Genomic DNA, 19,350 nt, shown 5'->3' with positions numbered 1-19,350 from the left:
ACTGACGCTTCCTTGACGCGCCTTTGACTTGATGGAGGAACGGTCCCATCGGACACGCAGACACGCTCATAGCCATGGGTGGCGCCTTCCTCGCCGCCGCATTCCTCGCCCGCCTCGGCAGCCGGATCGAGCTGCCGACCATCCCGCTGTTCATCCTGGCCGGAATCCTGCTCGGCCCGCACACGCCCGGCATCGTGCTCGTCTCCGACCCGCACGAGCTGGAGATGCTTTCGGCCCTCGGCCTCGTACTGCTGCTCTTCTACCTCGGCCTCGAATTCCATCTCGACGATCTCAAAGCGGGCGGCCGGAAGATGGCCCTCGCCGGCGGCGCCTATCTCGCGCTCAACGTGGGTGCCGGGCTGGGCTTCGGCTTCGCGCTGGGCTGGGGCACCTCCGAGGCGCTGGTCCTCGCCGGTGTGCTCGGTATCTCCTCGTCCGCCATCGTCACGAAGATCCTGGTCGACCTGGGCCGTATCGGGAATCCCGAGACCAAGCCGATCCTCGGGATCATCGTCGTCGAGGACATCTTCCTGGCGCTGTACCTGGCCGCGCTCCAGCCGATCCTGTCCGGCGCCGACAGTCTCTCGGCCGCGCTGGCGGACGGCGGGAAGGCGTTCGGGTTCCTGTTGCTGCTGGCGCTCGCCGCGCGCTTCGGCAAGAAGGTCATCGGCCGCCTCATCAACACGAAGGACGACGAACTGCTCGTCATCTCCTTCCTGGGCGCCGCGGTCTTCATGGCCGGGGTCTCCGAGTGGTTCGGTGTCGCGGACGCGATCGGTGCGTTCATGGTCGGTCTGATGCTGGGCAGTACGGCCTCCGGCGACCGGATCCGTACGCTCGTACACCCGCTGCGGGACGCGTTCGGCGCCATCTTCTTCTTCGCCTTCGGGCTGTCCATCAATCCGGGTGACCTGCCGACGGTGCTGTGGCCGGTGCTGGCCGCCGTCGCCGTGACGTTGACGATGAACATCCTGGCCGGGCTGGTGGCCGCCCGCGTCTACCGCTTCGGGTCCGGTCCCGCGGCGAACATCGCGACGACGCTGGTGGCACGCGGCGAATTCGCCCTGATCCTCGCCACGATGGCGGCGGGCGCGGCACTGGACGCGCGCCTGGCGCCGTTCATCGCGGGTTACGTCCTGATCCTCGCGGTCCTCGGCCCGCTGGCGGCGGCCAAGTCGCACTGGCTGGCACGGATACTGCCGGGCGGCGGGCGCGGCGGCGGTTCCTCCGGCGGTGACGTCCCGGACGGTGAACTGTCGCTGACGAAGACATCGGGCGCCTGAGGCGCGACGGGGGGCCGGCACCGACAGGCGCCGGCCCCCAACCGATCCGCTCAACTGTGGACATCGGCATACCGCGCGGAGCCACGGTCGAGCACCAACGGCATCGCGTTCAGCCACCTGCCGGGCTGGACGCGCGACGGGGCAGCAGCAGTGGCGTGGCCAGGAGCAGCAGGCCGGCGAGTGCGATCGCCGTGCGGGGTGCCGTTGCGGCGGCCAGCAGGCCCCACAGGGCGGTCAGGGCCGCGGTGCTGGTCTTGGTCGTGATCGACCATGCCGACAGCGTGCGGACGAGCCGGTCCTTCGGGATCTGTTCGAGGCGGTACGTGGCGTACACCGGGTTGAACACTCCCATGCACGTGATCAGTCCCAGTTCGACGGTGATGACGAGCGCCAGCCCGGCCGGACCGGGTCCGACGAAGGCCAGGGCCACCGGCCAGCACGCGCGCAGGGTGCCCGTGGTGAGCATGACCCGGTGCCGGCCGAACCGGGCGACCAGGGGCTGGGCGAGGCGTGCGCCGATGATGCCGCCGACGCAGGGCGCCGCGAACGCGAGGGCGTACTGCCAGGGGGCGAACCCGAGCGGGCCGAGCATGAGGACGGCCAGCAGGGGCACCGGCGCCATGATCAGGCCGTTGACGAGGGCCGTGTTGAGGAGCAGCGGGCGCAGGGCGCGGTGGGCGAGGACGTACCGCCACCCTTCGAGCAGGTCGGCGGCGCGGAACCCCGGTGCGCCGGTGCGCGCCGGGCGCGGTTCCTGTCCGCCGATCGCGCGGATGCCCGCGGCCGACAGCAGATGGCTGACCGCGTTGGCCACGACGGTCGTCACCGGGCCGAACAGCCCGATCGCGACCCCGCCGACCGGCGGCCCGAGGATCGTGGCGGTCCAGGTCGTGGACTCGAACCGGCCGTTCGCGACGAGCAGTTGCTCGGGGCGTACGAGCGCCTTGAGGCAGGCGCCGCTCGCCGCCGTGAAGGTGATGTCGGCCGCGGCGACGACGACCGAGACGAGGAGGAGCTGGCCGAAGCCGAGCGCGCCGATGGCGTACGCGGCGGGGACGCTCATCAGGGCGGCGAACCGGATCAGGTCCATCGTCACCATCACGGGCCGCTTGCGGCGGAACTCCACCCACGCCCCGAGCGGCACCGCCACGGCCGCGCCGACCGCGAGGCCCGCGGCGGCCAGCAGGGACACCTGGGTCGGCCCGGTGTGCAGGACGAGGATCGCGATGAGGGTGAACGAGTCGAAGGCGAGCCGGGAGCCGAAGGTGCTGGCCGCGTAGGCCGCCCAGAGCCATGCGAAGGGCCGCCCCAGCGACTGCGGGGGTCCCTTGGGTGCCTTGGGTCCCTTCGACAGCGACCACGGGGGCCGCTTCGACGGGGGCGCCCCGGCGGGCGGTACGTCCGGCGGTACGTCCGGCGGTACGTCCGGCGGTACGTTCGGCGGTACGTCCGGCGGTACGTCCGGCGCCCGAAGACTGAACCGCCGCACCCCTTCCTAGCCCTCGCGGCAGATCAGCAGCAGCGCCCTGTCGTCGTTCACGTGCTTCGCCACCGCCTCGATCAGGTGCCAGGCCGCGCCCTCGAAGCCCGCCGCCACGTAGCGGTCGGCCTCGCCCGAGAGCCGGTCGATGCCCTCGCTGAGGTCGCGGCCCGACGCCTCGACCAGGCCGTCCGTGAACAGCATCAGTACGTCGCCCGGCAGCAGGGACCCCTTCACCGGGTCGAACTCCGCACGGTCGTAGACGCCGAGGAGCGGGCCCTCGGCCGCCATCTCCTCCCAGCGGCCACTGCCCGCGTGGAGTTGGAGCGCGGGCAGGTGGCCCGCCGACAGCAGTTCGTACTCGCCCGAATCGAGGTCCAGGACGAGGTGGATGGAGGTCGCGAAGCCCTCGTCCCAGTCCTGGCGGAGCAGATAGCCGTTGGCGGCCGGCAGGAAGGCGTGCGGCGGGAGCGAGCCGAGCAGCCCGCCGAACGCGCCGGACAGCAGCAGCGCGCGGGAGCCGGCGTCCATGCCCTTGCCGGAGACGTCCGTGAGGACGACTTCGAGGGTGCGGCCCCCGTTGGTGCGGGCCGCGACCACGAAGTCACCGGAGAAGGACTGGCCGCCGGCCGGCCGCAGCGACATCTCGCGGTGCCAGCCCTTGGGCAGGGACGGCAGGGCGCTCTGGACCCTGATGCGTTCGCGCAGGTCGAAGAGCATCGTGCCGCCGCGCCGCCACGGCACCCCGACGCGGGCCCTGAACTGGGCGATCAGCAGCCCGAAGAGCCCGCAGGCCGCCACCACCAGGACGGTGCCCGGTGTCACCGTGGCCGGCCCCTGGTCGTACGGGCCGAGGACGAGCGATTCGATGATCAGCGCGGTGGCGGCCGCCGCGTACAGAGCGAGCAGGCTGGAGGGCCGCAGCAGCAGCCCCCCGGCCACGATCGGCAGGACGAGCGCGGAGGGGGCGAACCAGACGGGAACCGCCATGGTGGCGAAGGCGATCCCCGGGACGGTCAGCAGCAGTCCGACGAGTGCGATCCAGTCGGAGCCGTCGCCCCGGAAGTAGTCGACACCGGACTTGCGCACAGCACTGCGGGCCCGGTGCACCGACTTGCGCATCCGGGCCGTGTACGAATCAGCTTTCGCGCCACCGGCCATTGTCGTTGGACCTTATCCATCAGCGGGCCCCGCGTGCAGGGGGACCCCTGTGACATTGCGTTCGATACCGGGTCGCCTTGACCGCCCGCTCTTTGGTACTCATGGCATATGACCACAGACTTGCGCGTACTTGACCCCTCCGAATGGGACCGCTGGTTCGGGACGTTGGAACGGGCCTTCGGCGGGGCGCTCACCGACTCCGCCGAAGGCCGCGAGGCGTGGCGGTCCGTGACCGAGCACGAACGGTCCATCGGGGTATGGGACGGCGAGGAGTGCGTGGGAACCGCGGGGGCCTTCACGTTCGGGCTGACGGTGCCGGGCGGCGCCGTGGTGTCCGCGGCGGGCGTCACGGCGGTGAGCGTCGCGGCGACACACCGGCGGCGCGGGATCCTCACCTCCATGATGCGGCGGCAGTTGGACGACGTCCGTGCGTGGGGTCAGTCGGTCGCGCTGTTGACGGCTTCGGAGCCCGAGATCTACGGCCGGTTCGGATACGGCGTGGGCACGCGGCAGTTGAGCGCCGAGATCGACTCCTCGCGGGTGTCGGTCAGGGTGCCGGCCGACGCGGGCGGTGCGCGCGATGCAGGTGGTGCGGGCGGTGGGAGCGGTGCGGGCGGGATACGGCTGCGCTTCGTCGCGGTCGACGACGCGCGGAAGCCGATCGAGTCGCTGTACGCACGCCTGGTCGCGACCCGCCCCGGCATGCTGGAGCGGCGGCCCGGCTGGGACCGGAAGCTGCTGATCGACTCCCCGGAGGGACGCGAGGGTGCCGGCGCGCTCCAGTGCGTGCTCGCGCGGCGCGGCGAGGGCGACGACGCCGAGACGGTGGGGTACGCGCTCTACCGCATCAAGCCCGTCTGGGACGCGGCGGGGCCGAACGGCACGGTCGTGGTCGATCAGGTGGCGGCCCTGGAACCGGTGGCGTACGCGAGTCTGTGGCGCTTCCTCACCGACATCGATCTCACCTCGACGGTGAGCGTGGCGAACCTGCCCGTGGACGACCCGATCCAGTTCCTGGTCTCCGACGTCCGGCGTGCCCGCGTGGGCGTGCGGGACTCGCTGCACGTACGGCTGGTGGACGTGGGCACGGCGCTCGCGGCGCGGGCCTATCAGACGCCGGTGAATGTGGTGCTTGAGGTGGACGACGCCTTCTGTCCCTGGAACGAGGGACGTTGGCGGCTGACCGGTGACGCGAGCGGCGCGTCGTGCGAGCGGACGGCGGACACTGCCGATCTGTCGCTGTCCGTACGGGAGTTGGGCGCGATGTACCTGGGCGACAGTTCGCCGGCGGCGCTGGCTCGGGCGGGGCTGGTACGCGAACTGCGCCCCGGCGCGCTGACGGAGGCGTCGGTCGCCTTCGGATCACCGGTGGCGCCGTGGCTGCCGCACGGTTTCTGAGGGCGCTTCCGACGCCCCGCGCTCGTCCTCAGTCGCCGGACGGGCTCGATTGGCAGCCGGGGCACCAGAAGAGGTTGCGGGCGACGAGTGGTGCCGTGCGGATCTCGTGGCCGCACAGATGGCACGGCATCGTCGCCCGCCGGTAGACGTACACCTCGCCGCCGTGGTCGTCCACGCGCGGCGCGCGGCCCATCGCCTCGGGCAGGTGCTCGGGCCGTACGGTGTCGATGCGGTTGTTCCGTACGCCCTCGCGCATCAGCCCGACCAGGTCGGCCCAGATCGCGTCCCACTCGGTGCGGGTGAGGTCGCGGCCGGCGCGGTACGGGTCGATGCCGTGCCGGAAGAGGACTTCGGCCCGGTAGACGTTGCCGACGCCCGCGATGATCTTCTGGTCCATGAGCAGGGCGGCGACGGTGGTACGGGAGCGGGAGATCCGCGCCCACGCGCGCTCCGGGTCGTTGCCGGCCGCGCTCGGCGGGCGCAGCGGGTCGGGACCGAGCCGGTCGTGTATCGCCCGCTTCTCCGGTTCGTTGATCAGGGCGCAGGTGGTGGGGCCGCGCAGCTCCATGTACGACGTGTCGTTGAGCAGGCGCAGCCGGACGGTGTCGGTGGGCGGCGGGGCGGGGGTGTCGCCGAGCGCGACCTTCCCGAAGAGGCCGAGGTGGACATGGATCCAGTCGCTGTCCCCGAAGCCGACGAAGAGATGCTTCCCGTGGGCGCTCGCGCCGTCGATCACCCGGCCGTCGAGGAGCGCCGCGCTGTCGGTGAACCGGCCCTGAGGGCTGCTGACACGGGCCTGGTCCGTGGCGAAGCGGTGAGTCAGGTCCTGGGCGAGCCGGTGGATCGTATGCCCCTCGGGCACGGGGTCTCCTTGGCGCGTGGGGGGGTGACATGGCGGTGCCGCCGGGCACGCGCGCCCGGCGGCACCGTTCGCTGTTCCGGGTCGGACTTCGGGCGTCAGGCGTCAGACTTTGGGCTTCGGACTTGAGGCGTCGGGCTTCGGGCTCAGTCCTGCTTCGGGTGGTGCGCCGGGATCGGGGGCAGTTCGCCGGTCGTCTCGTACGAGGCGAGCATCTCGATGCGGCGCGCGTGGCGCTCCTCGCCCGTGTACGGGGTCGCGAGGAAGATCTCCACGAACTTGGTCGACTCGTCCTGGGTGTGCATCCGGCCGCCGACGGAGATCACGTTGGCGTCGTTGTGCTCGCGGCTGAGCGCGGCGGTCTGCTCGTTCCAGACGAGCGCGGCGCGCACGCCCTTCACCTTGTTCGCGGCCATCTGCTCGCCGTTGCCGGAGCCGCCGATCACGATGCCGAGTGACGACGGGTCGGCCGCCGTCCGCTCCGCGGCGCGGAGGCAGAACGGAGGGTAGTCGTCCTGGGCGTCGTAGATGTGCGGGCCGCAGTCGACGGGCTCGTGGCCGTGGGCCGTGAGCCATTCGACGAGGTGGTTCTTGAGTTCGAAGCCGGCATGGTCGGAGCCGAGATACACGCGCATGGGCGAAGTGTGGCACGTGGGGCGCGGTGCGGAACGCTCCGGGGTCGGGAGTGCCGTACCCATACATGACGGTGGATGTCAGGTATCGGGGTGAGGCTGCCGGTGTCCTGACGCGCTTCGCGGCGCGATGCAGGTGTGCGTGTACCAGTGGCTGTATCAGTGGATGGAGAACTTCCCATGTCCGACCCGACCGACAACTCGCTCTCGGCGCTCCCGCACGTCTTCCGGCCCGGCGGCCCCGGCTACGACGAGGAGTTGTCCGGTTTCCAGCTCGGCTTCTCGCCGCGCCCCGACGTGATCGTCGGAGCCACCGGCGCCGACGACGTGCGGACGGCCGTCGCCCACGCCGCCGCGCACGGTCTGCCCGTGGGTGTCCAGGCCACCGGCCACGGGGTACCGGCGGCGGCCGAGGGCGGGCTGCTGATCACGACGAGGCGGATGGACGGCGTACGGATCGATCCCGGGGCGCGTACCGCCAGGGTCGAGGCGGGGGTGCGCTGGCGGGAGGTGGTCGAGGCCGCTGGGCCGCACGGGCTCGCCCCGCTGAACGGTTCGTCGCCGGTTGTCGGCGCCGTCTCGTACACGCTGGGCGGTGGACTGGGCCTGCTGGCACGGGAGTTCGGCTACGCCGCCGACCATGTGCGCGCCCTGGACGTGGTGACCGCCGATGCCCGGCTGCGGCGGGTGACCCCTTCGAGTGATCCCGAGCTGTTCTGGGCGCTGCTCGGCGGCGGGCAGAACTTCGGCGTCGTGACGGCGCTTGAGATGGGTCTGGCGCCGGTGGCGCGGCTGTACGGCGGGGCGCTGCTCTTCGACGGTGAGCTGCGCGACGACGTCGTACGGACCTATCTGGAGTGGCTCGGGACGGTGCCCGACACGCTGACGTCGACGCTCGCCGTCATGGTGTATCCCGACATTGAGCAGGTGCCGGCGTTCCTGCGGGGGCGGTACACCTTCTCGATCCGGGTCGCGTTCACCGGCGATGCGGCGGAGGGCGAGCGGCTGGTGGCGCCGCTGCGGGCGATCGGGCCGACGATCACGGACTCGCTTCGGGAGATGCCGTACACCGACTCGGCCACGATCCACAGCGATCCGGAATTCCCGCACGCGTACTGGGGGGACAACGCGATGCTGTCGGGGCTGGACGCGGAGACGCTGACGGACCTGCTGGAGCTGACGGGTCCCGGCGCGCCGACGATGTGCGTCGTCCAGCTCAACCCACTGGGCGGGGCGTTGGCGAAGGAGCCGGCGGTGCCCAACTCCGTGCCGTACCGCGACGCGGCGTTCCTGATCCGGGGGCTCTCGCCGCTGGCCGGTCCGGATCTGGCGGTGGTCCGGGAGTTGTACGGCAGGTTCTTCGACCGGCTGGCCCCGGTGACGGTGGGCCGTTCGCTCAACTTCGTCTTCGCCGACGGTGCCAGGACCGAGGGGCTGTACGACGCGCAGACGGCGCGCCGGCTCGCCGGGCTCAAGGCCCACTACGACCCGGCGAACCTGTTCCGCCGCAACTACAACATCGCGCCGTCGGCCACGCCCTAGTCCTGGCGGCCGACGAGCTTCCAGGAGGCGGGCAGCAGGCCCATCGCCAGCGCGGCCTTGAGCGCGTCCCCGAGCAGGAACGGGGTGAGCCCGGCGGCCACGGCCGCGCCGAGTGACAGGTCGGCGACGACTGCCAGGTACGGCACGCCGACCGCGTAGATGATCAGGGAACCGAGCACCATCGTCCCGGCGGTGCGCGGCACGGACCGGTCGCCGCCGCGCCGGGCCAGCGAGCCCACGACCGTGGCGGCGAGCAGCATTCCGAGCACGTAGCCGAACGAGGCGCCGCCGGGACCCGACGAGCCCTCGGAGAACCACGGCATACCGGCCATGCCGACGAGGGCGTAGACGGCGAGCGCGAGGAAACCGCGGCGGGCGCCGAGCGCGGTGCCGACGAGCAGCGCGGCGAAGGTCTGGCCGGTGACCGGGACCGGGGAGCCGGGGACCGGCACGGCGATCTGCGCGGCGATGCCGGTGAGTGCGGCTCCGCCGAGTACGAGCGCGGTGTCGACGGCGTACCGGTTCCGGGCGGCGGGGAGCAGATCGGCGAGGACCGCTCCGGTACGGGTGGTGGCGGCAGCAGTGCTCATCGGGACTCCGCGAGGTGAGGGTGGGACGGGTGGGCAGGGGAGGCTTGCTGACGGTAGCCCACCCGGGTACGCCGGGACACGGGTGACTGAGCACAACACGGCGGCCCGGCTGATGGTGGACTCCCGACAACTGGGGCGCCCCATGCGGCCGATGGGCGTGACGCTCGTCACCCAATTCGCTCAGGTGAGGGGTCGTGCCGTCTCGGCGTAGATCATTTTGCGTGGCGGAGCAGCTGTCGAGCAGACTGTGACTTTCCACCAAAGGGGCTGCCGGGGCCGGTCGGTGGGTGCCTCTTCACCTTGGGTGAGCCGGGTGTCCGGATGCCGGGACCGGGTTTCGGGTGAGCGGTGCGCGCGGCCAGACTGTGGCCTCCTCCCCCCATCCACCAGCGAACAGGGCACCCCCATGTCACCCCCCACCACCGACGCCTCGTCCTCCTCGTCCGCCTCCCCCACTCCCCTCCCCGACTCGGCGCTCACCCACGGACTCAAGCAGCGCCATCTGTCGATGATCGCCCTCGGCGGCGTGATCGGCGCCGGGCTGTTCGTCGGCTCGGGCGCGGGCATCGCCTCCGCCGGTCCGTCGATCGTCCTCGCGTACGGCGCCTCCGGACTGCTCGTCATGCTGGTGATGCGCATGCTCGGCGAGATGTCGGCGGCCAACCCGGCGTCCGGTTCCTTCTCCGTCCACGCCGAGCGGGCGATCGGCCCGTGGGCCGGCTTCACCGCGGGCTGGGCGTTCTGGGTCCTGCTCTGTGTGGCGGTGGGACTTGAGGGGATCGGCGCGGCGCAGATCGTCTCCGGCTGGCTGCCGGGGACTCCGGAGTGGGCCTGGGTGGCGGGCTTCATGCTGGTCTTCCTCGGGACGAATCTCGCGGCCGTGAAGAACTTCGGCGAGTTCGAGTTCTGGTTCGCCTCGCTCAAGGTCGGCGCGATCGCGCTGTTCCTGGTGCTCGGCGTGCTCGCGATCCTCGGTGTCCTGCCCGACACCGAAGCACCCGGCGCCGCCAATCTGACCGGCGACGGCGGCTTCCTGCCGAACGGCTCCGAGGGCCTGGTGATCGGCCTGCTGGCCTCCGTCTTCGCGTACGGCGGTCTGGAGACCGTCACCATCGCGGCGGCCGAATCGCAGGACCCGGTCCGGGGGGTCGCGAAGGCCGTACGGACGGCGATGTGGCGCATCGCGCTCTTCTACGTCGGCTCGATGGCGGTCATCGTCACGCTGGTGCCGTGGGACGACCCGAAGATCGTCGAGAAGGGCTCCGGCCCGTACGTCGCCATGCTCGACCGTCTCGACATCCCCGGCGCGGGCCAGATCATGAACGTCGTCGTCCTGGTTGCGCTGCTGTCGGCGATGAACGCGAACATCTACGGCGCCTCCCGCATGGCCCGCTCCCTGGTGGTACGCGGCCAGGGCCCGAAGGCCCTCGGCAAGGTGACGGGCGGCGTCCCACGCCGCGCGGTGCTCGCCTCGTCCGCCTTCGGCTTCCTGTGCGTACTGCTCAGCTACTGGCGTCCCGACGACATCTTCGCCTGGCTGCTGAACATGACGGGCGCGGTGATCCTCGTCGTCTGGGCGTTCATCGCGGTCTCCCAACTTGTGCTGCGCCGCCGCACGGAGCGCGAGGAACCGGAGAAGCTGGTGGTGCGGATGTGGCTGTACCCGGCGCTGACGTGGGTCGCGCTGGCGGGGATGGCGACGATATTCGTCCTGATGCTCCGTCAGCCGGGCACGCGTGACCAGTTGGTGGCGACGGGGTTGCTGACGGTGGGGCTCGCGACGATCGGGGTCGTGAGGCAGCGGCGGGCGGCGTCGGGGTGACGGAACGGCGCTGACCGCGCCCCTTGCCGGGTCAGGGACGGCCGGCACCGTCCATTACCTTTGGACCCGTTGAGCAGAGGGGGAGTTCATGTCGGCAGCGGGCCGGTTTCAGGCAAGTGGGTGCCGAGGGCGGGAAGTTGAGATACCGCGGCCTGCCGGGAAGCAGGGGCCGGTCATCTTGGAGTTCAAGGGGGGCCTGTCCACGACATTCCAGGTGGACGCGCTGCGGCGATCGACGACACGCAAGGACGACGGCGGGTCGGTGCTGCGCGTGTACGGGTCCCAGCCACACAGAGGGCTGCTGCCGGCCGGCTACAACCGGGTGAAGATCACTCGCGTCAAGCCGAAGCCAAGCACGGGGACCGGCTTCTCCCGCTGGCGCCTGCGAACCGTCGAGGCCGCTGAACTCCCCGTGCTGACAGACACCATGTCCGGCAAGCACCAGGGATTTCTGTACTTCGACGGTCACGCGAGCGTGTCGTTCGCCTGGCTGGGTGACACCGAAAGCGGCGAACTGCATTTCACGCCCGCCGCCGGGGGCAAGGCCGAGAGCCTCACGCGGCGCGGCGACATCCGGGGCGTGGTCACCGTCCCAGGCAGTGGTTTCCTCGCCGTCTCGACCTGGGGCAGGTGGACGCTGGAAAGGCGATGACGCAGCGCCTCGTAGGCCGGGTGCCGGGCCGGCCGGACGACGCCGAGCCGCCACCGCCCCGACACCCATACCGGCAAATACCGGCAAAGGAACCTCGCGGGCTCGCGTTCCTCAGTTGTTGATCGAGCAGTCACAACTGCCCTGCCGCCAGCGCGTGTTGGCGCCCCTCTACACTACGCCGCATGCCAGATGATCTTGCGCTGCCCAGCGCGTACGCGGAACTGATCGCGGAGCTGGCCCGTCCGGTGACGGGGCGGATCGAGAAGACCTTCGGCGACCGCTGGATCGTCCGCGATGCCGAGGACGGCCTGCTCCTGCTGGCGCCGGACCTGTCCGTCGTGGCCCGGTTCCCGATTCCGGGGCGGTTTGTCGAGTCCGGGTGGTTCAACCACGACATCAGCCCCGATGGGCGGTTCGCCTCGTTCGCGGGTACGCGTCACACGGTGTGCGTGCGTGCCGACGGCAGCACCGTGTGGGAGGTCCGGCATCCCGCGCTGGGGGATGTCGACGGCGACGATGTCCCGGCGTGCGCGGTGTTCGCCCCCGGCGGGGCCGAGTTGTGGGCCTTCGTACCGGTCCCGGACGAGGAGTGGGACGAGGACGCCGATGTCACGTACACCGCCCGGCGCTGGGTGATCGCGCTTCCGGACGGCGTCGTGACCGGTACCTCGCCGTCGTACTACCAGGGTCCGCACAAGGTGCTGATCCACCCCGACGGACGGCACGTGAGCTCCGCGGAGTTCGACGGTTCCTCCGACGACGGACGATGGACGCGTTGGGACGCGGACGGTCAACCCACCACGCCGGCAAGGGGTTTCGCGGTACCGCTCGACGCCCATGCCGAGACGGCTACCTGGCTGGCGAACGCGTTCGGCACCCTGCGACTGCACGACTTCGGTCCGTCCGACGACGACAACGCGGCGCGCGATCCCCGCGTCGAGTCCTCGGCCTCTTCGTTCCTGTGGGCCTGGTTCCTGGATCGCGGGCGTGTGCTCGCGCTGAGCGACACCGAGCCGCACCACGTGCTGTTGACGGCCGACACCTTGGAACCGCTGGCCCGCATCCACTACCCCGACTCCTACGACAGCGCCGATCACGTGCACCTGTGCCGCGCCGGCGACGGCACATGGGTGACCGTGACATCCCGCGTCGCGGACGACCCGCCGCGCGTGTGTCGCTGGCGCGTCACCAACCCCGCGAAGGACGCCGCGCGTGAATCCGCGCTCAGTGCGACGGAGGCGCGAGGAGGCCCACAGGGGTGACCACTTGGGAGTGGATGACGGCGTCGAACCAGCCCGCCAGTGATCCGTCCGAAATACGGTAGGCGTCGTTGTCTTCCGGGTCGTACGCGGGACCGATCATGCGGGTCTTGGTCGGGGCGTCGAGCCAGGCCCGCACCGAGGCGGGGCTGTCGGTACGCAGGTTCAGGAGATACGTGTCCAGATCGGCGCGCCCCAAGGTGGCGTCGGCGAAATCCTCCGGTGGTGAGGTGATGAGGTAGGGAGCCGTGCCGTGGTGGAAGGTCAGGCCGATGGATACGTAACGTGTCCCGAAACGCTCCCGTAGGTAGCTGCCGGCGTTCCGGTGCCCATGCGGCGAAGGCGTGGAGTAGGTGTTTCGCGAACTGCTGACGGCGGTGTGCGCGAGTCCGCCCCAGTAGACGATCTTGTCGCCGGTCTCTTCCTGCCAGCGGATCGTGCTCTCGGCCAGACCTTGTTCGATACCGGCGAGGCTGTCCATCCGCAAGCCCGGTGTCCGGGGGCGACCGAGGTCTTCGACGAAGCGAACCGGGTCGTCCTCATGCCGGCGGTTGTACGAGCGCATCCACCGCACGACATCAAGGATCTCCTCGGTCTGCCAGAACGACCGGGCCTCCGACAACAGCGCCTTCGGGTCTCCCGTACCGGTGCTGATGTATGCGTCGAGGCCGAGCCGTACGGCATCGTCGCCTTCCAGGGCCAGCGAACGGAATCCTTGCTGCTCGACCAGGAACCGGACCGCCCGGTGCGCGAGGGTGGACAGTTCGTGGGCCTGGCGGGTGGCGGCGCCGACGGCCACGACCGCGGAGTCGCGTACGAGGTCGGCCAGTGGCAGCAGATCAGCCAAGGGGGCCTGTGGGTCCAGGGTGGTGAGTGGGTGGGCGTGCTGCCTGATCCACTGGGCCACGGTCGTCTCTGTCGTCTCTGTCATCACGAGCGCTCCTTGATTCGGCATGATCCGTCGCTGAGGTGGTCAATGTCCTCTGGCATCGAGCGTCGTACATGAACCAAGGTTGAAGTCAAGTGGCGTCGGACCGCGCGTGGGACAGCACACGGCCCGGCCATCACCCGTGGCGCTTACCGCCTGGGCAGCCAGTGGCCTGGACGTCGACCGCGGTGCCGGCGCGTTCAGCAGTTTTGACGAAACGCCAAGGGTGCTACCGCAGGTCACATGCCCGCATGTCCGCCTCGTCATCCCGCGCCCCAGAAGTCGGCCCACAGTCGGGCGGCCTCGACGGTTGGTCCGATTCCCGCTACGCCGTATTCCTTCCAGTCCTCCCATGACCGTGCCTCCGCCTCCACGAGCACGCGCACTCCGTCACGGGGCGCGTCAGCGAAGGCGGTTACGGTCAACGCCCACTCCGCCGCCTGCTCCGGGGGCTGCTTTCCGTCCAGGACAAGCCGGAATCCCCACAGGGCCGCGTCGATCCATCCCGGCCCGCGTGCCGCCCACGCCCAGTCGACAAGCCACGTCCGGTCGCCGATAAGGAAGTTCGTCGCCGCGGGGTCGGTGTGCAGGAGACACCGGCCGGTCAGCAGCGGTTCGGCCTCGGGGTCGCAGTAGTACCCCCACCTGTCCCAGGCCGTCATCAGCCCGATGTCCGGTGCCTGGCGAGTACTCAGCTCCCGCAGCACCTTCGCCACCGGCGCCAGATGCTTGCCGCCGGGCGTGAAATCGGCCCACGGAGTCGCGGTGACACCCTCGAACCCCAACAGCCGCCAGCCGCCCGCCTCCAACTGCCACAGCAGCTTGGGGGCGTAGCCGGGCAGGAAGAGGCTGACCTTCGCTTCCCTCTCCAACTCCTCGGCCCGCTCGTGCTCGACGGGCAGGCCCTTGACGAAGATCTTCGTGCCGTCCGGGAGGAAGAGCAGCGTGGCGATGCCGGAGCTTTCCCCCGTGGTCATCTCGGCCGTCTCGTACGCGGCCCCCACCCGGCTCTCCACCGCCGCGCGGGCCTGGTCGGGGAGCTGGCCCCAGCCAATGTGTTCGACGCGCATAGTCAGCGAGGCCCCGGCGGGTTCGGAGGGAAGGGCGGGTTCTTGTCCGGCCCCGGACCGCTGGGGGGACGCCCCGGTGGCGGCTGGGAGGGAGGACGGGCGGGAGGACTCCGTACTTCGACCGGCATCGTCATGGGACGAGGTTAGGGCGGCGCGGCGAGCTGTGCCGCCAGAAGGCACCGATGCCCTCGGCCGACGTGAGGGGCATGCGACCAGGGAGCTTCCGCCGATATTGAGCGGACGCCACGCCATGTCCCGGACGGCCTGTCTTCGCCTGGTCGATGTCTCTCACGAGGTCACCCGAACCCGGAACGGTTCACTCGCAGTTCAGGAGGACGGTGCGTCCAGGTTCGGCTTCCGCCTCACCTCAGTCACGGACACGCTCTCGTCTTCGGGGGCGCCGAAGGGTTCCGCGATCACGCCTGTTCCGGTGCCGATGACTTCCACTGCCAGGTGGGAGCCCATGAACCGAAGGTCCACTCGGGCGCGCGGGTCGCCGCCGAGGTCGGGCATCTTGTGGATGCGGTCGGTACGGTATCCGGCGGCGATAATGGTCTGCTGAAGTGTGCTGTAGGTGGTGTGCGGCTTTCCGGCTGCTTTGGTGGTCAGGCGCTCGGCGTGCTTGGCGGCGGCGCACTTTTCGATTTCGCCGAGTTCGACTTCCTGTGGTGGGCCGGACTGCATGGGCTTGTCGGGCATCTCACCTGACTCATCGACGGGGATGGGTATGTCGCCGTTCGCGTCAGGTGTCCCGGCGGGCTTGTCGGTGCGGGGGGCTGCACCGCTGGGGATGCCGCCGGGCAGTGTCCCGGGATCTGGTGCGGCGCCGCTGCCGCTGGGGGCGTCGGGGGAGCATTGGCGCGCGAACTTGGTGAGGATGTCGAGGAACTGCTTCTCGGTGGGCTGCCGGGCGGGTGAGGCGGAGACCTGGGAGCCGACCGGGGTGGTGGATGTGGATGAGGCTGTCTGGGTGCCGCAGGCGGTCAGGGCGAGGGAGCCCGCAGCCGCTATGACGATGGACGCAGTGAAGCGAATTGATGGCATGGATGAATCTTTGCCACACGCTCAATGGGGCGCATGAGCATGCGTACTCATGGTTTGATCACGGGCCAAAAGTAGTCGTCGAGATCTGTGGACCGATTGATCTCAGTCTCGTTGTGATGGCTTGATTTCGACGAGTTCGGTTTCGAAGCCGTCATCGTTCTCCAGGAACGGCCCCGGCGTAGTTCCGCTCTGCCGGGATTCATGATGGTTGATTAGATGTCGTAAACGGCGCGAGCGTCCCGTGGTGGAGTAGGTCGCGGCGGGCGTGGGCGATGCCGGCTCGTCCGGCGAGGCGGATTGACTACGTGCGAAGTGACGAGCCGGCTCCTGGGCGGAGATGTCGATGCCATCGGGGTCGAGCTGGAAGAACGGCCGCAGGCCCGCCATCCTCGGAACGGCCATGTAGAGGAACTTGCCGTCCCTCAGTGCGCGTACCCGTATGGGGAGTTGAGCCCGGTCCGGGTTGGCCTTGACCGTGTCGGCACGCTGCCGTTCCGTCAGTTCGGCCAGCCGCTGAGCAGTCGCCTCGGCACCGTAGAAGCCGGAAATCTTGCCGTACGAGTCCCCCGGCGCACCGGCACCGTCTCTCCCACGCGTTCGACCCGTTCTGCATCGCAAGAGCGCCCGACCTCGGTGGAGGTCGGGCGCTCTTGATGCGGTGGCGCTATGGTCGCTTGAACTCACCGTCCGCCACGCCGCCTTCGAACGCGGCCCACTCGCCGGACGTGAAGACCAGCGCAGGGCCGCCGCCCCGATCCTTGCTGTCACGCATCGCCACCCGACCACCGCCGAGGAACGCGACCTCGACGCACTGGGCGTTGTTTGCCGAGCGGCTGGACTTACGCCACACCGCACCTGTCAGATCGGCACTGTTCACTTGAACTCACCGTCCGCGACGCAGCCTTCGAACGCGGCCCACTCGCCGGACGTGAAGACCAGCGCAGGGCCGCCGCCCCGATCCTTGCTGTCACGCATCGCCACACGGCCGTCGCCGAGGAACGCGACCTCGACGCACTGGTGGTTGTCCGCTGAGCGGCTGGACTTGCGCCACACCGCACCTGTCAGATCGGCACTGTTCACTTGAACTCACCGTCCGCGACGCAGCCTTCGAACGCCGCCCACTCGCCGGACGTGAAGACCAGCGCAGGGCCGCCGCCCCGATCCTTGCTGTCACGCATCGCCACACGCTCGTCGCTAAGAAACGCGACCTCGACGCACTCTCGATCACCGTTACTACGGCTGCTCTTACGCCAGACCGCATCGGTCAGGTCGGCACTGTTCACTTGCTCAGCTCCTTCGCTGCTTGCTTGAGGAGGCTCGTGCTGCCTGCTTCGTCAAGCGCCGAGTCCCAAATGGACATGAACGCGCTGTCGTACCGCTCGACCTCGTTGGGCTTGTCGAGGTAGAGCGCTCCGGTGAAGCCCTCGACGTAAACCGTGGGTGGTTCTGTGCCCCGGCCGCCCCCGACGCTGGGGAACCGCAACGTGACGAACGGGCCGGACATCATCCCGGCGTGCAGACCGGCGGAGTAAGGCACGATGCGGACGGACACGTTACTCAACTCGCTCAAGTGAACCAGGCGCTCCAACTGCTTGGCCATGACTTTCGCACCGCCTACGGGACGGCGTAGAACGGCCTCGTTGAGCGCTACGTCAACCCTGGGTGCCGCCGTCGCCCGGGTGAGGAGTGCCTGCCTCGTGGTGCGCACCTGAACGCGTCGCTCCACCTCGGCGTCGTCCCGGTCAGGATCTGACCGTTTGATGAGCAGACGGGCGTAGTCCGGTGTTTGGAACAGGCCGGGCACCAACTCGGCTCCGTACCAAGACAGCCGTTCCGCCGCTTCTTCCAGCCCGATGTAGAGGTCGAAGCCTTCCGGGATCACGTCACCGTACGAGTGCCACCAGCCGCGCCCCTTCGTCTCCTTGGCCAGCCCCATCAACGCCTCGGTCAACTCCGGAGGCGCGCCGTACACCTTGCACATGGCCTCGACGTCAAGGCTACGAAGCGACGTCTGACCCGTCTCGATACGCCAGATCTTCGGCTCCGACCACTCCAGTTCCTTGGCCGCCGCCCTGACGGTGAACCGCGCCTTGTTACGTAACTCGCGCAAGTGCCGACCGAGTTGCCGACGCGGCACGGTCGAGCCCGTGGTTGCAACAGTCACGCACGCCACCTTCCTTCGATATGAAGCACCCTTACATCCGAAACGTAGGCCCCAGGGCTTCCAATTCGCAATGCCAGACATACATTCGATGAATGCCGTTCGATTATTAAGAAATGTAGTCTTGCATTACCTGGCTTTACAGTGCTTCACTCGCTAACCCAAGGAATCGCCGCGACCACTCTCCGTGATCGCAGGCACGGCGAGGGAGTGTGCGCTGCTGTGAATCCGCTGATCTACGGGTACGTACGGGCGTTGCCCGGCTTGGGCGTTGAGGACATCGACCGCTTACGCGGGGACATCGCGGCGTTCGCCCAACACCAGGGCTTCGTCCTGCCGCATGTGTTCACCGAGCACACCTGGACCCGCGTGACCGCCTGGGAAGCCCTGGTCACCGCCTGCCGGTGGACCCGCACCCGCAACGTGGTCGTGCCGTCCTGGCAGCACCTGAACACCCAGCGCTCCCTCAGCACCACCGCTCAGCAGACCTTGCAGGACGCCATCCGCGGGCAGGTGTGGTTCGCCTCCGCCGTCATCCGAACCGGAGAAGCATCATGAACGAGACGACCAACCAGCCCGCGCCGGCCTACGGATACCTGCGCGTGTTCTCCGACGCGGACTACCGCCAGGCGCCCGGCCGAGAGCGGGACATGGAGCGCTTCGCGCAGGAGCACGGACTGCGACTTGTCGCCGTCCAGCACGAGTTCGCCTACGGCAAGCTCGACGCCTTCACCGCGTTGGTCGACACCCTGCGGCGCACCGGCGCCCGCGACGTACTCGTGCCGTCCCTCGACCACCTCGGACAGAGCGGTGCCCTGCAACGCGTAATGCTCTCCCGGCTGGAATCCGGCCTCCACGCGACCGTGCACACCCTCGACGCCTCATAGCGCCGTGCCACTCCCGCGCGCCTGGGACCGACTGACCCTCGTCGCCCTGCCCACCGCCGTGAGCTGCGCCCGCGCGTTCGTCGGCCGCACCCTGCGCTGGTGGGGCGCCACCCACGTCATGGACGACGCGCTGCTCGTCGTCTCCGAACTGGTCGCCAACGCCGTCACAGCCACCGGCCCACGAACTCCCCATCCCACGTGGACAGATGTGACGGCTCAACACCTCATCGGCGTACAGCTCCGCCTCAACGGCATGTACCTGTACGTCGAGGTCTGGGACAGCGGTCGCGAAACCCCCACCGCCAAGAACCCCACCCCCGACGACGAAGGCGGACGCGGACTCCTCCTCGTACAGACACTCGCCACACGGTGGGGCACCTATTGGCCCCCGGCGGGCGGCAAAATCGTCTGGGCCGAGCTGCCCCTGCCTCACCCTCCCCACCTCACCACGGACGTCCCGCCCCTCCCCCACCGCATTCCGGAAGGCGTCCGCGTGGCCCCGGGCAAGGCAAAGCAACAGGTCGAGACCGCCCTCATGCAACGCGTGCTGGACGGACTGCGCGGGCTGCGTTGAGCACCCCG

At 69.7% G+C, this 19,350-nt stretch carries 22 protein-coding genes; 9 read left to right on the top strand and 13 right to left on the bottom strand.

Features of this window, described 5'->3' with window-relative positions:
• Positions 1 to 74 precede the first annotated feature (74 nt).
• Complete coding sequence (locus tag OG700_RS27410; protein WP_405618048.1) at positions 75 to 1,283, top strand: cation:proton antiporter; 1,209 nt, start codon at positions 75 to 77, stop codon at positions 1,281 to 1,283.
• 109 nt (positions 1,284 to 1,392) lie between these two features.
• Here OG700_RS27410 and OG700_RS27405 read toward each other — a convergent pair whose 3' ends face one another.
• Both OG700_RS27405 and OG700_RS27400 read right to left on the bottom strand, forming a co-directional pair.
• The gene (locus OG700_RS27405; RefSeq protein ID WP_405622007.1) at positions 1,393 to 2,637 is read right to left on the bottom strand and encodes an MFS transporter; all 1,245 of its coding nucleotides are present in this window, start codon (positions 2,635 to 2,637) and stop codon (positions 1,393 to 1,395) included.
• A gap of 141 nt (positions 2,638 to 2,778) precedes the next feature.
• Positions 2,779 to 3,924, bottom strand: a complete 1,146-nt coding sequence (locus OG700_RS27400; protein WP_405618046.1) for a PP2C family protein-serine/threonine phosphatase — start codon at positions 3,922 to 3,924, stop codon at positions 2,779 to 2,781.
• Positions 3,925 to 4,032: 108 nt separating this feature from the next.
• On the opposite strand from OG700_RS27400, the gene OG700_RS27395 reads away from it, so the two are divergent.
• Complete coding sequence (locus tag OG700_RS27395; RefSeq protein WP_405618043.1) at positions 4,033 to 5,322, top strand: GNAT family N-acetyltransferase; 1,290 nt, start codon at positions 4,033 to 4,035, stop codon at positions 5,320 to 5,322.
• Positions 5,323 to 5,350: 28 nt separating this feature from the next.
• On the opposite strand, the gene OG700_RS27390 is transcribed toward OG700_RS27395, so the two are convergent.
• Together OG700_RS27390 and OG700_RS27385 are read right to left on the bottom strand one after the other, a co-directional pair.
• A complete protein-coding gene (locus OG700_RS27390) occupies positions 5,351 to 6,184 on the bottom strand; it encodes an Fpg/Nei family DNA glycosylase (RefSeq protein WP_405618041.1) in 834 nt (277 codons plus the stop codon).
• Positions 6,185 to 6,327: 143 nt separating this feature from the next.
• Positions 6,328 to 6,816: a ribose-5-phosphate isomerase gene (locus OG700_RS27385; RefSeq protein ID WP_405618039.1), complete on the bottom strand. Its 489-nt coding sequence runs from the start codon at positions 6,814 to 6,816 to the stop codon at positions 6,328 to 6,330.
• Between the two features lie 177 nt (positions 6,817 to 6,993).
• Between OG700_RS27385 and OG700_RS27380 the strand changes: the two genes are divergently transcribed.
• Positions 6,994 to 8,355, top strand: coding sequence for an FAD-binding oxidoreductase (locus OG700_RS27380; RefSeq protein ID WP_405618037.1), 1,362 nt, complete (start codon positions 6,994 to 6,996; stop codon positions 8,353 to 8,355).
• Here the strand turns inward: OG700_RS27380 and OG700_RS27375 are convergent.
• Positions 8,352 to 8,945: a biotin transporter BioY gene (locus OG700_RS27375; RefSeq protein ID WP_405618034.1), complete on the bottom strand. Its 594-nt coding sequence runs from the start codon at positions 8,943 to 8,945 to the stop codon at positions 8,352 to 8,354. The two genes, OG700_RS27380 and OG700_RS27375, sit on opposite strands and share 4 nt — an antisense overlap.
• A gap of 406 nt (positions 8,946 to 9,351) precedes the next feature.
• Between OG700_RS27375 and OG700_RS27370 the strand changes: the two genes are divergently transcribed.
• The 3 genes from OG700_RS27370 (at position 9,352) to OG700_RS27360 (ending at position 12,681) form a co-directional block, all read left to right on the top strand.
• A complete protein-coding gene (locus tag OG700_RS27370; protein WP_405618032.1) occupies positions 9,352 to 10,767 on the top strand; it encodes an amino acid permease in 1,416 nt (471 codons plus the stop codon).
• A 214-nt stretch (positions 10,768 to 10,981) separates the two neighbouring features.
• A complete protein-coding gene (locus tag OG700_RS27365) occupies positions 10,982 to 11,419 on the top strand; it encodes a hypothetical protein (protein ID WP_405618030.1) in 438 nt (145 codons plus the stop codon).
• Positions 11,420 to 11,601: 182 nt separating this feature from the next.
• On the top strand, positions 11,602 to 12,681 hold the full coding sequence (locus tag OG700_RS27360; RefSeq protein ID WP_405618028.1) for a hypothetical protein: 1,080 nt from the start codon (positions 11,602 to 11,604) through the stop codon (positions 12,679 to 12,681).
• Here the strand turns inward: OG700_RS27360 and OG700_RS27355 are convergent.
• The 8 genes from OG700_RS27355 to OG700_RS27320 form a co-directional block, all read right to left on the bottom strand.
• Positions 12,644 to 13,609, bottom strand: coding sequence for an erythromycin esterase family protein (locus OG700_RS27355; RefSeq protein WP_405618026.1), 966 nt, complete (start codon positions 13,607 to 13,609; stop codon positions 12,644 to 12,646). The two genes, OG700_RS27360 and OG700_RS27355, sit on opposite strands and share 38 nt — an antisense overlap.
• Positions 13,610 to 13,869: 260 nt before the next feature.
• Positions 13,870 to 14,676: an aminoglycoside phosphotransferase gene (locus OG700_RS27350; protein ID WP_405618023.1), complete on the bottom strand. Its 807-nt coding sequence runs from the start codon at positions 14,674 to 14,676 to the stop codon at positions 13,870 to 13,872.
• Between the two features lie 327 nt (positions 14,677 to 15,003).
• Positions 15,004 to 15,375, bottom strand: a complete 372-nt coding sequence (locus OG700_RS27345) for a hypothetical protein (protein WP_405618021.1) — start codon at positions 15,373 to 15,375, stop codon at positions 15,004 to 15,006.
• 447 nt (positions 15,376 to 15,822) lie between these two features.
• Complete coding sequence (locus OG700_RS27340) at positions 15,823 to 16,122, bottom strand: hypothetical protein (RefSeq protein WP_405618019.1); 300 nt, start codon at positions 16,120 to 16,122, stop codon at positions 15,823 to 15,825.
• Positions 16,123 to 16,384: 262 nt separating this feature from the next.
• On the bottom strand, positions 16,385 to 16,597 hold the full coding sequence (locus OG700_RS27335; RefSeq protein ID WP_405618017.1) for a DUF397 domain-containing protein: 213 nt from the start codon (positions 16,595 to 16,597) through the stop codon (positions 16,385 to 16,387).
• On the bottom strand, positions 16,594 to 16,800 hold the full coding sequence (locus tag OG700_RS27330; RefSeq protein ID WP_405618015.1) for a DUF397 domain-containing protein: 207 nt from the start codon (positions 16,798 to 16,800) through the stop codon (positions 16,594 to 16,596). Before OG700_RS27330 ends, OG700_RS27335 begins: the two co-directional genes overlap by 4 nt.
• A complete protein-coding gene (locus OG700_RS27325; RefSeq protein ID WP_405618012.1) occupies positions 16,797 to 17,003 on the bottom strand; it encodes a DUF397 domain-containing protein in 207 nt (68 codons plus the stop codon). Before OG700_RS27325 ends, OG700_RS27330 begins: the two co-directional genes overlap by 4 nt.
• Positions 17,000 to 17,884: a helix-turn-helix domain-containing protein gene (locus tag OG700_RS27320; RefSeq protein ID WP_405622005.1), complete on the bottom strand. Its 885-nt coding sequence runs from the start codon at positions 17,882 to 17,884 to the stop codon at positions 17,000 to 17,002. The genes OG700_RS27325 and OG700_RS27320 overlap by 4 nt, the downstream gene beginning before the upstream one ends.
• 219 nt (positions 17,885 to 18,103) lie before the next feature.
• Between OG700_RS27320 and OG700_RS27315 the strand changes: the two genes are divergently transcribed.
• Genes OG700_RS27315 through OG700_RS27305 form a run of 3 tightly spaced genes read left to right on the top strand, consistent with a single transcriptional unit; the run spans position 18,104 to position 19,342 of the window.
• Complete coding sequence (locus tag OG700_RS27315; RefSeq protein ID WP_405618010.1) at positions 18,104 to 18,439, top strand: hypothetical protein; 336 nt, start codon at positions 18,104 to 18,106, stop codon at positions 18,437 to 18,439.
• A complete protein-coding gene (locus tag OG700_RS27310) occupies positions 18,436 to 18,768 on the top strand; it encodes a recombinase family protein (protein ID WP_405618008.1) in 333 nt (110 codons plus the stop codon). Before OG700_RS27315 ends, OG700_RS27310 begins: the two co-directional genes overlap by 4 nt.
• Before the next feature lie 4 nt (positions 18,769 to 18,772).
• Positions 18,773 to 19,342, top strand: a complete 570-nt coding sequence (locus OG700_RS27305; RefSeq protein WP_405618006.1) for an ATP-binding protein — start codon at positions 18,773 to 18,775, stop codon at positions 19,340 to 19,342.
• Positions 19,343 to 19,350: the final 8 nt, after the last annotated feature.

Source organism: Streptomyces sp. NBC_01508 (assembly GCF_045040315.1).
Taxonomy (GTDB): Bacteria; Actinomycetota; Actinomycetes; order Streptomycetales; family Streptomycetaceae; genus Streptomyces.
Note: the sequence above shows the minus strand (reverse complement) of the source record. Positions and strands in the feature narration are given on the sequence as shown.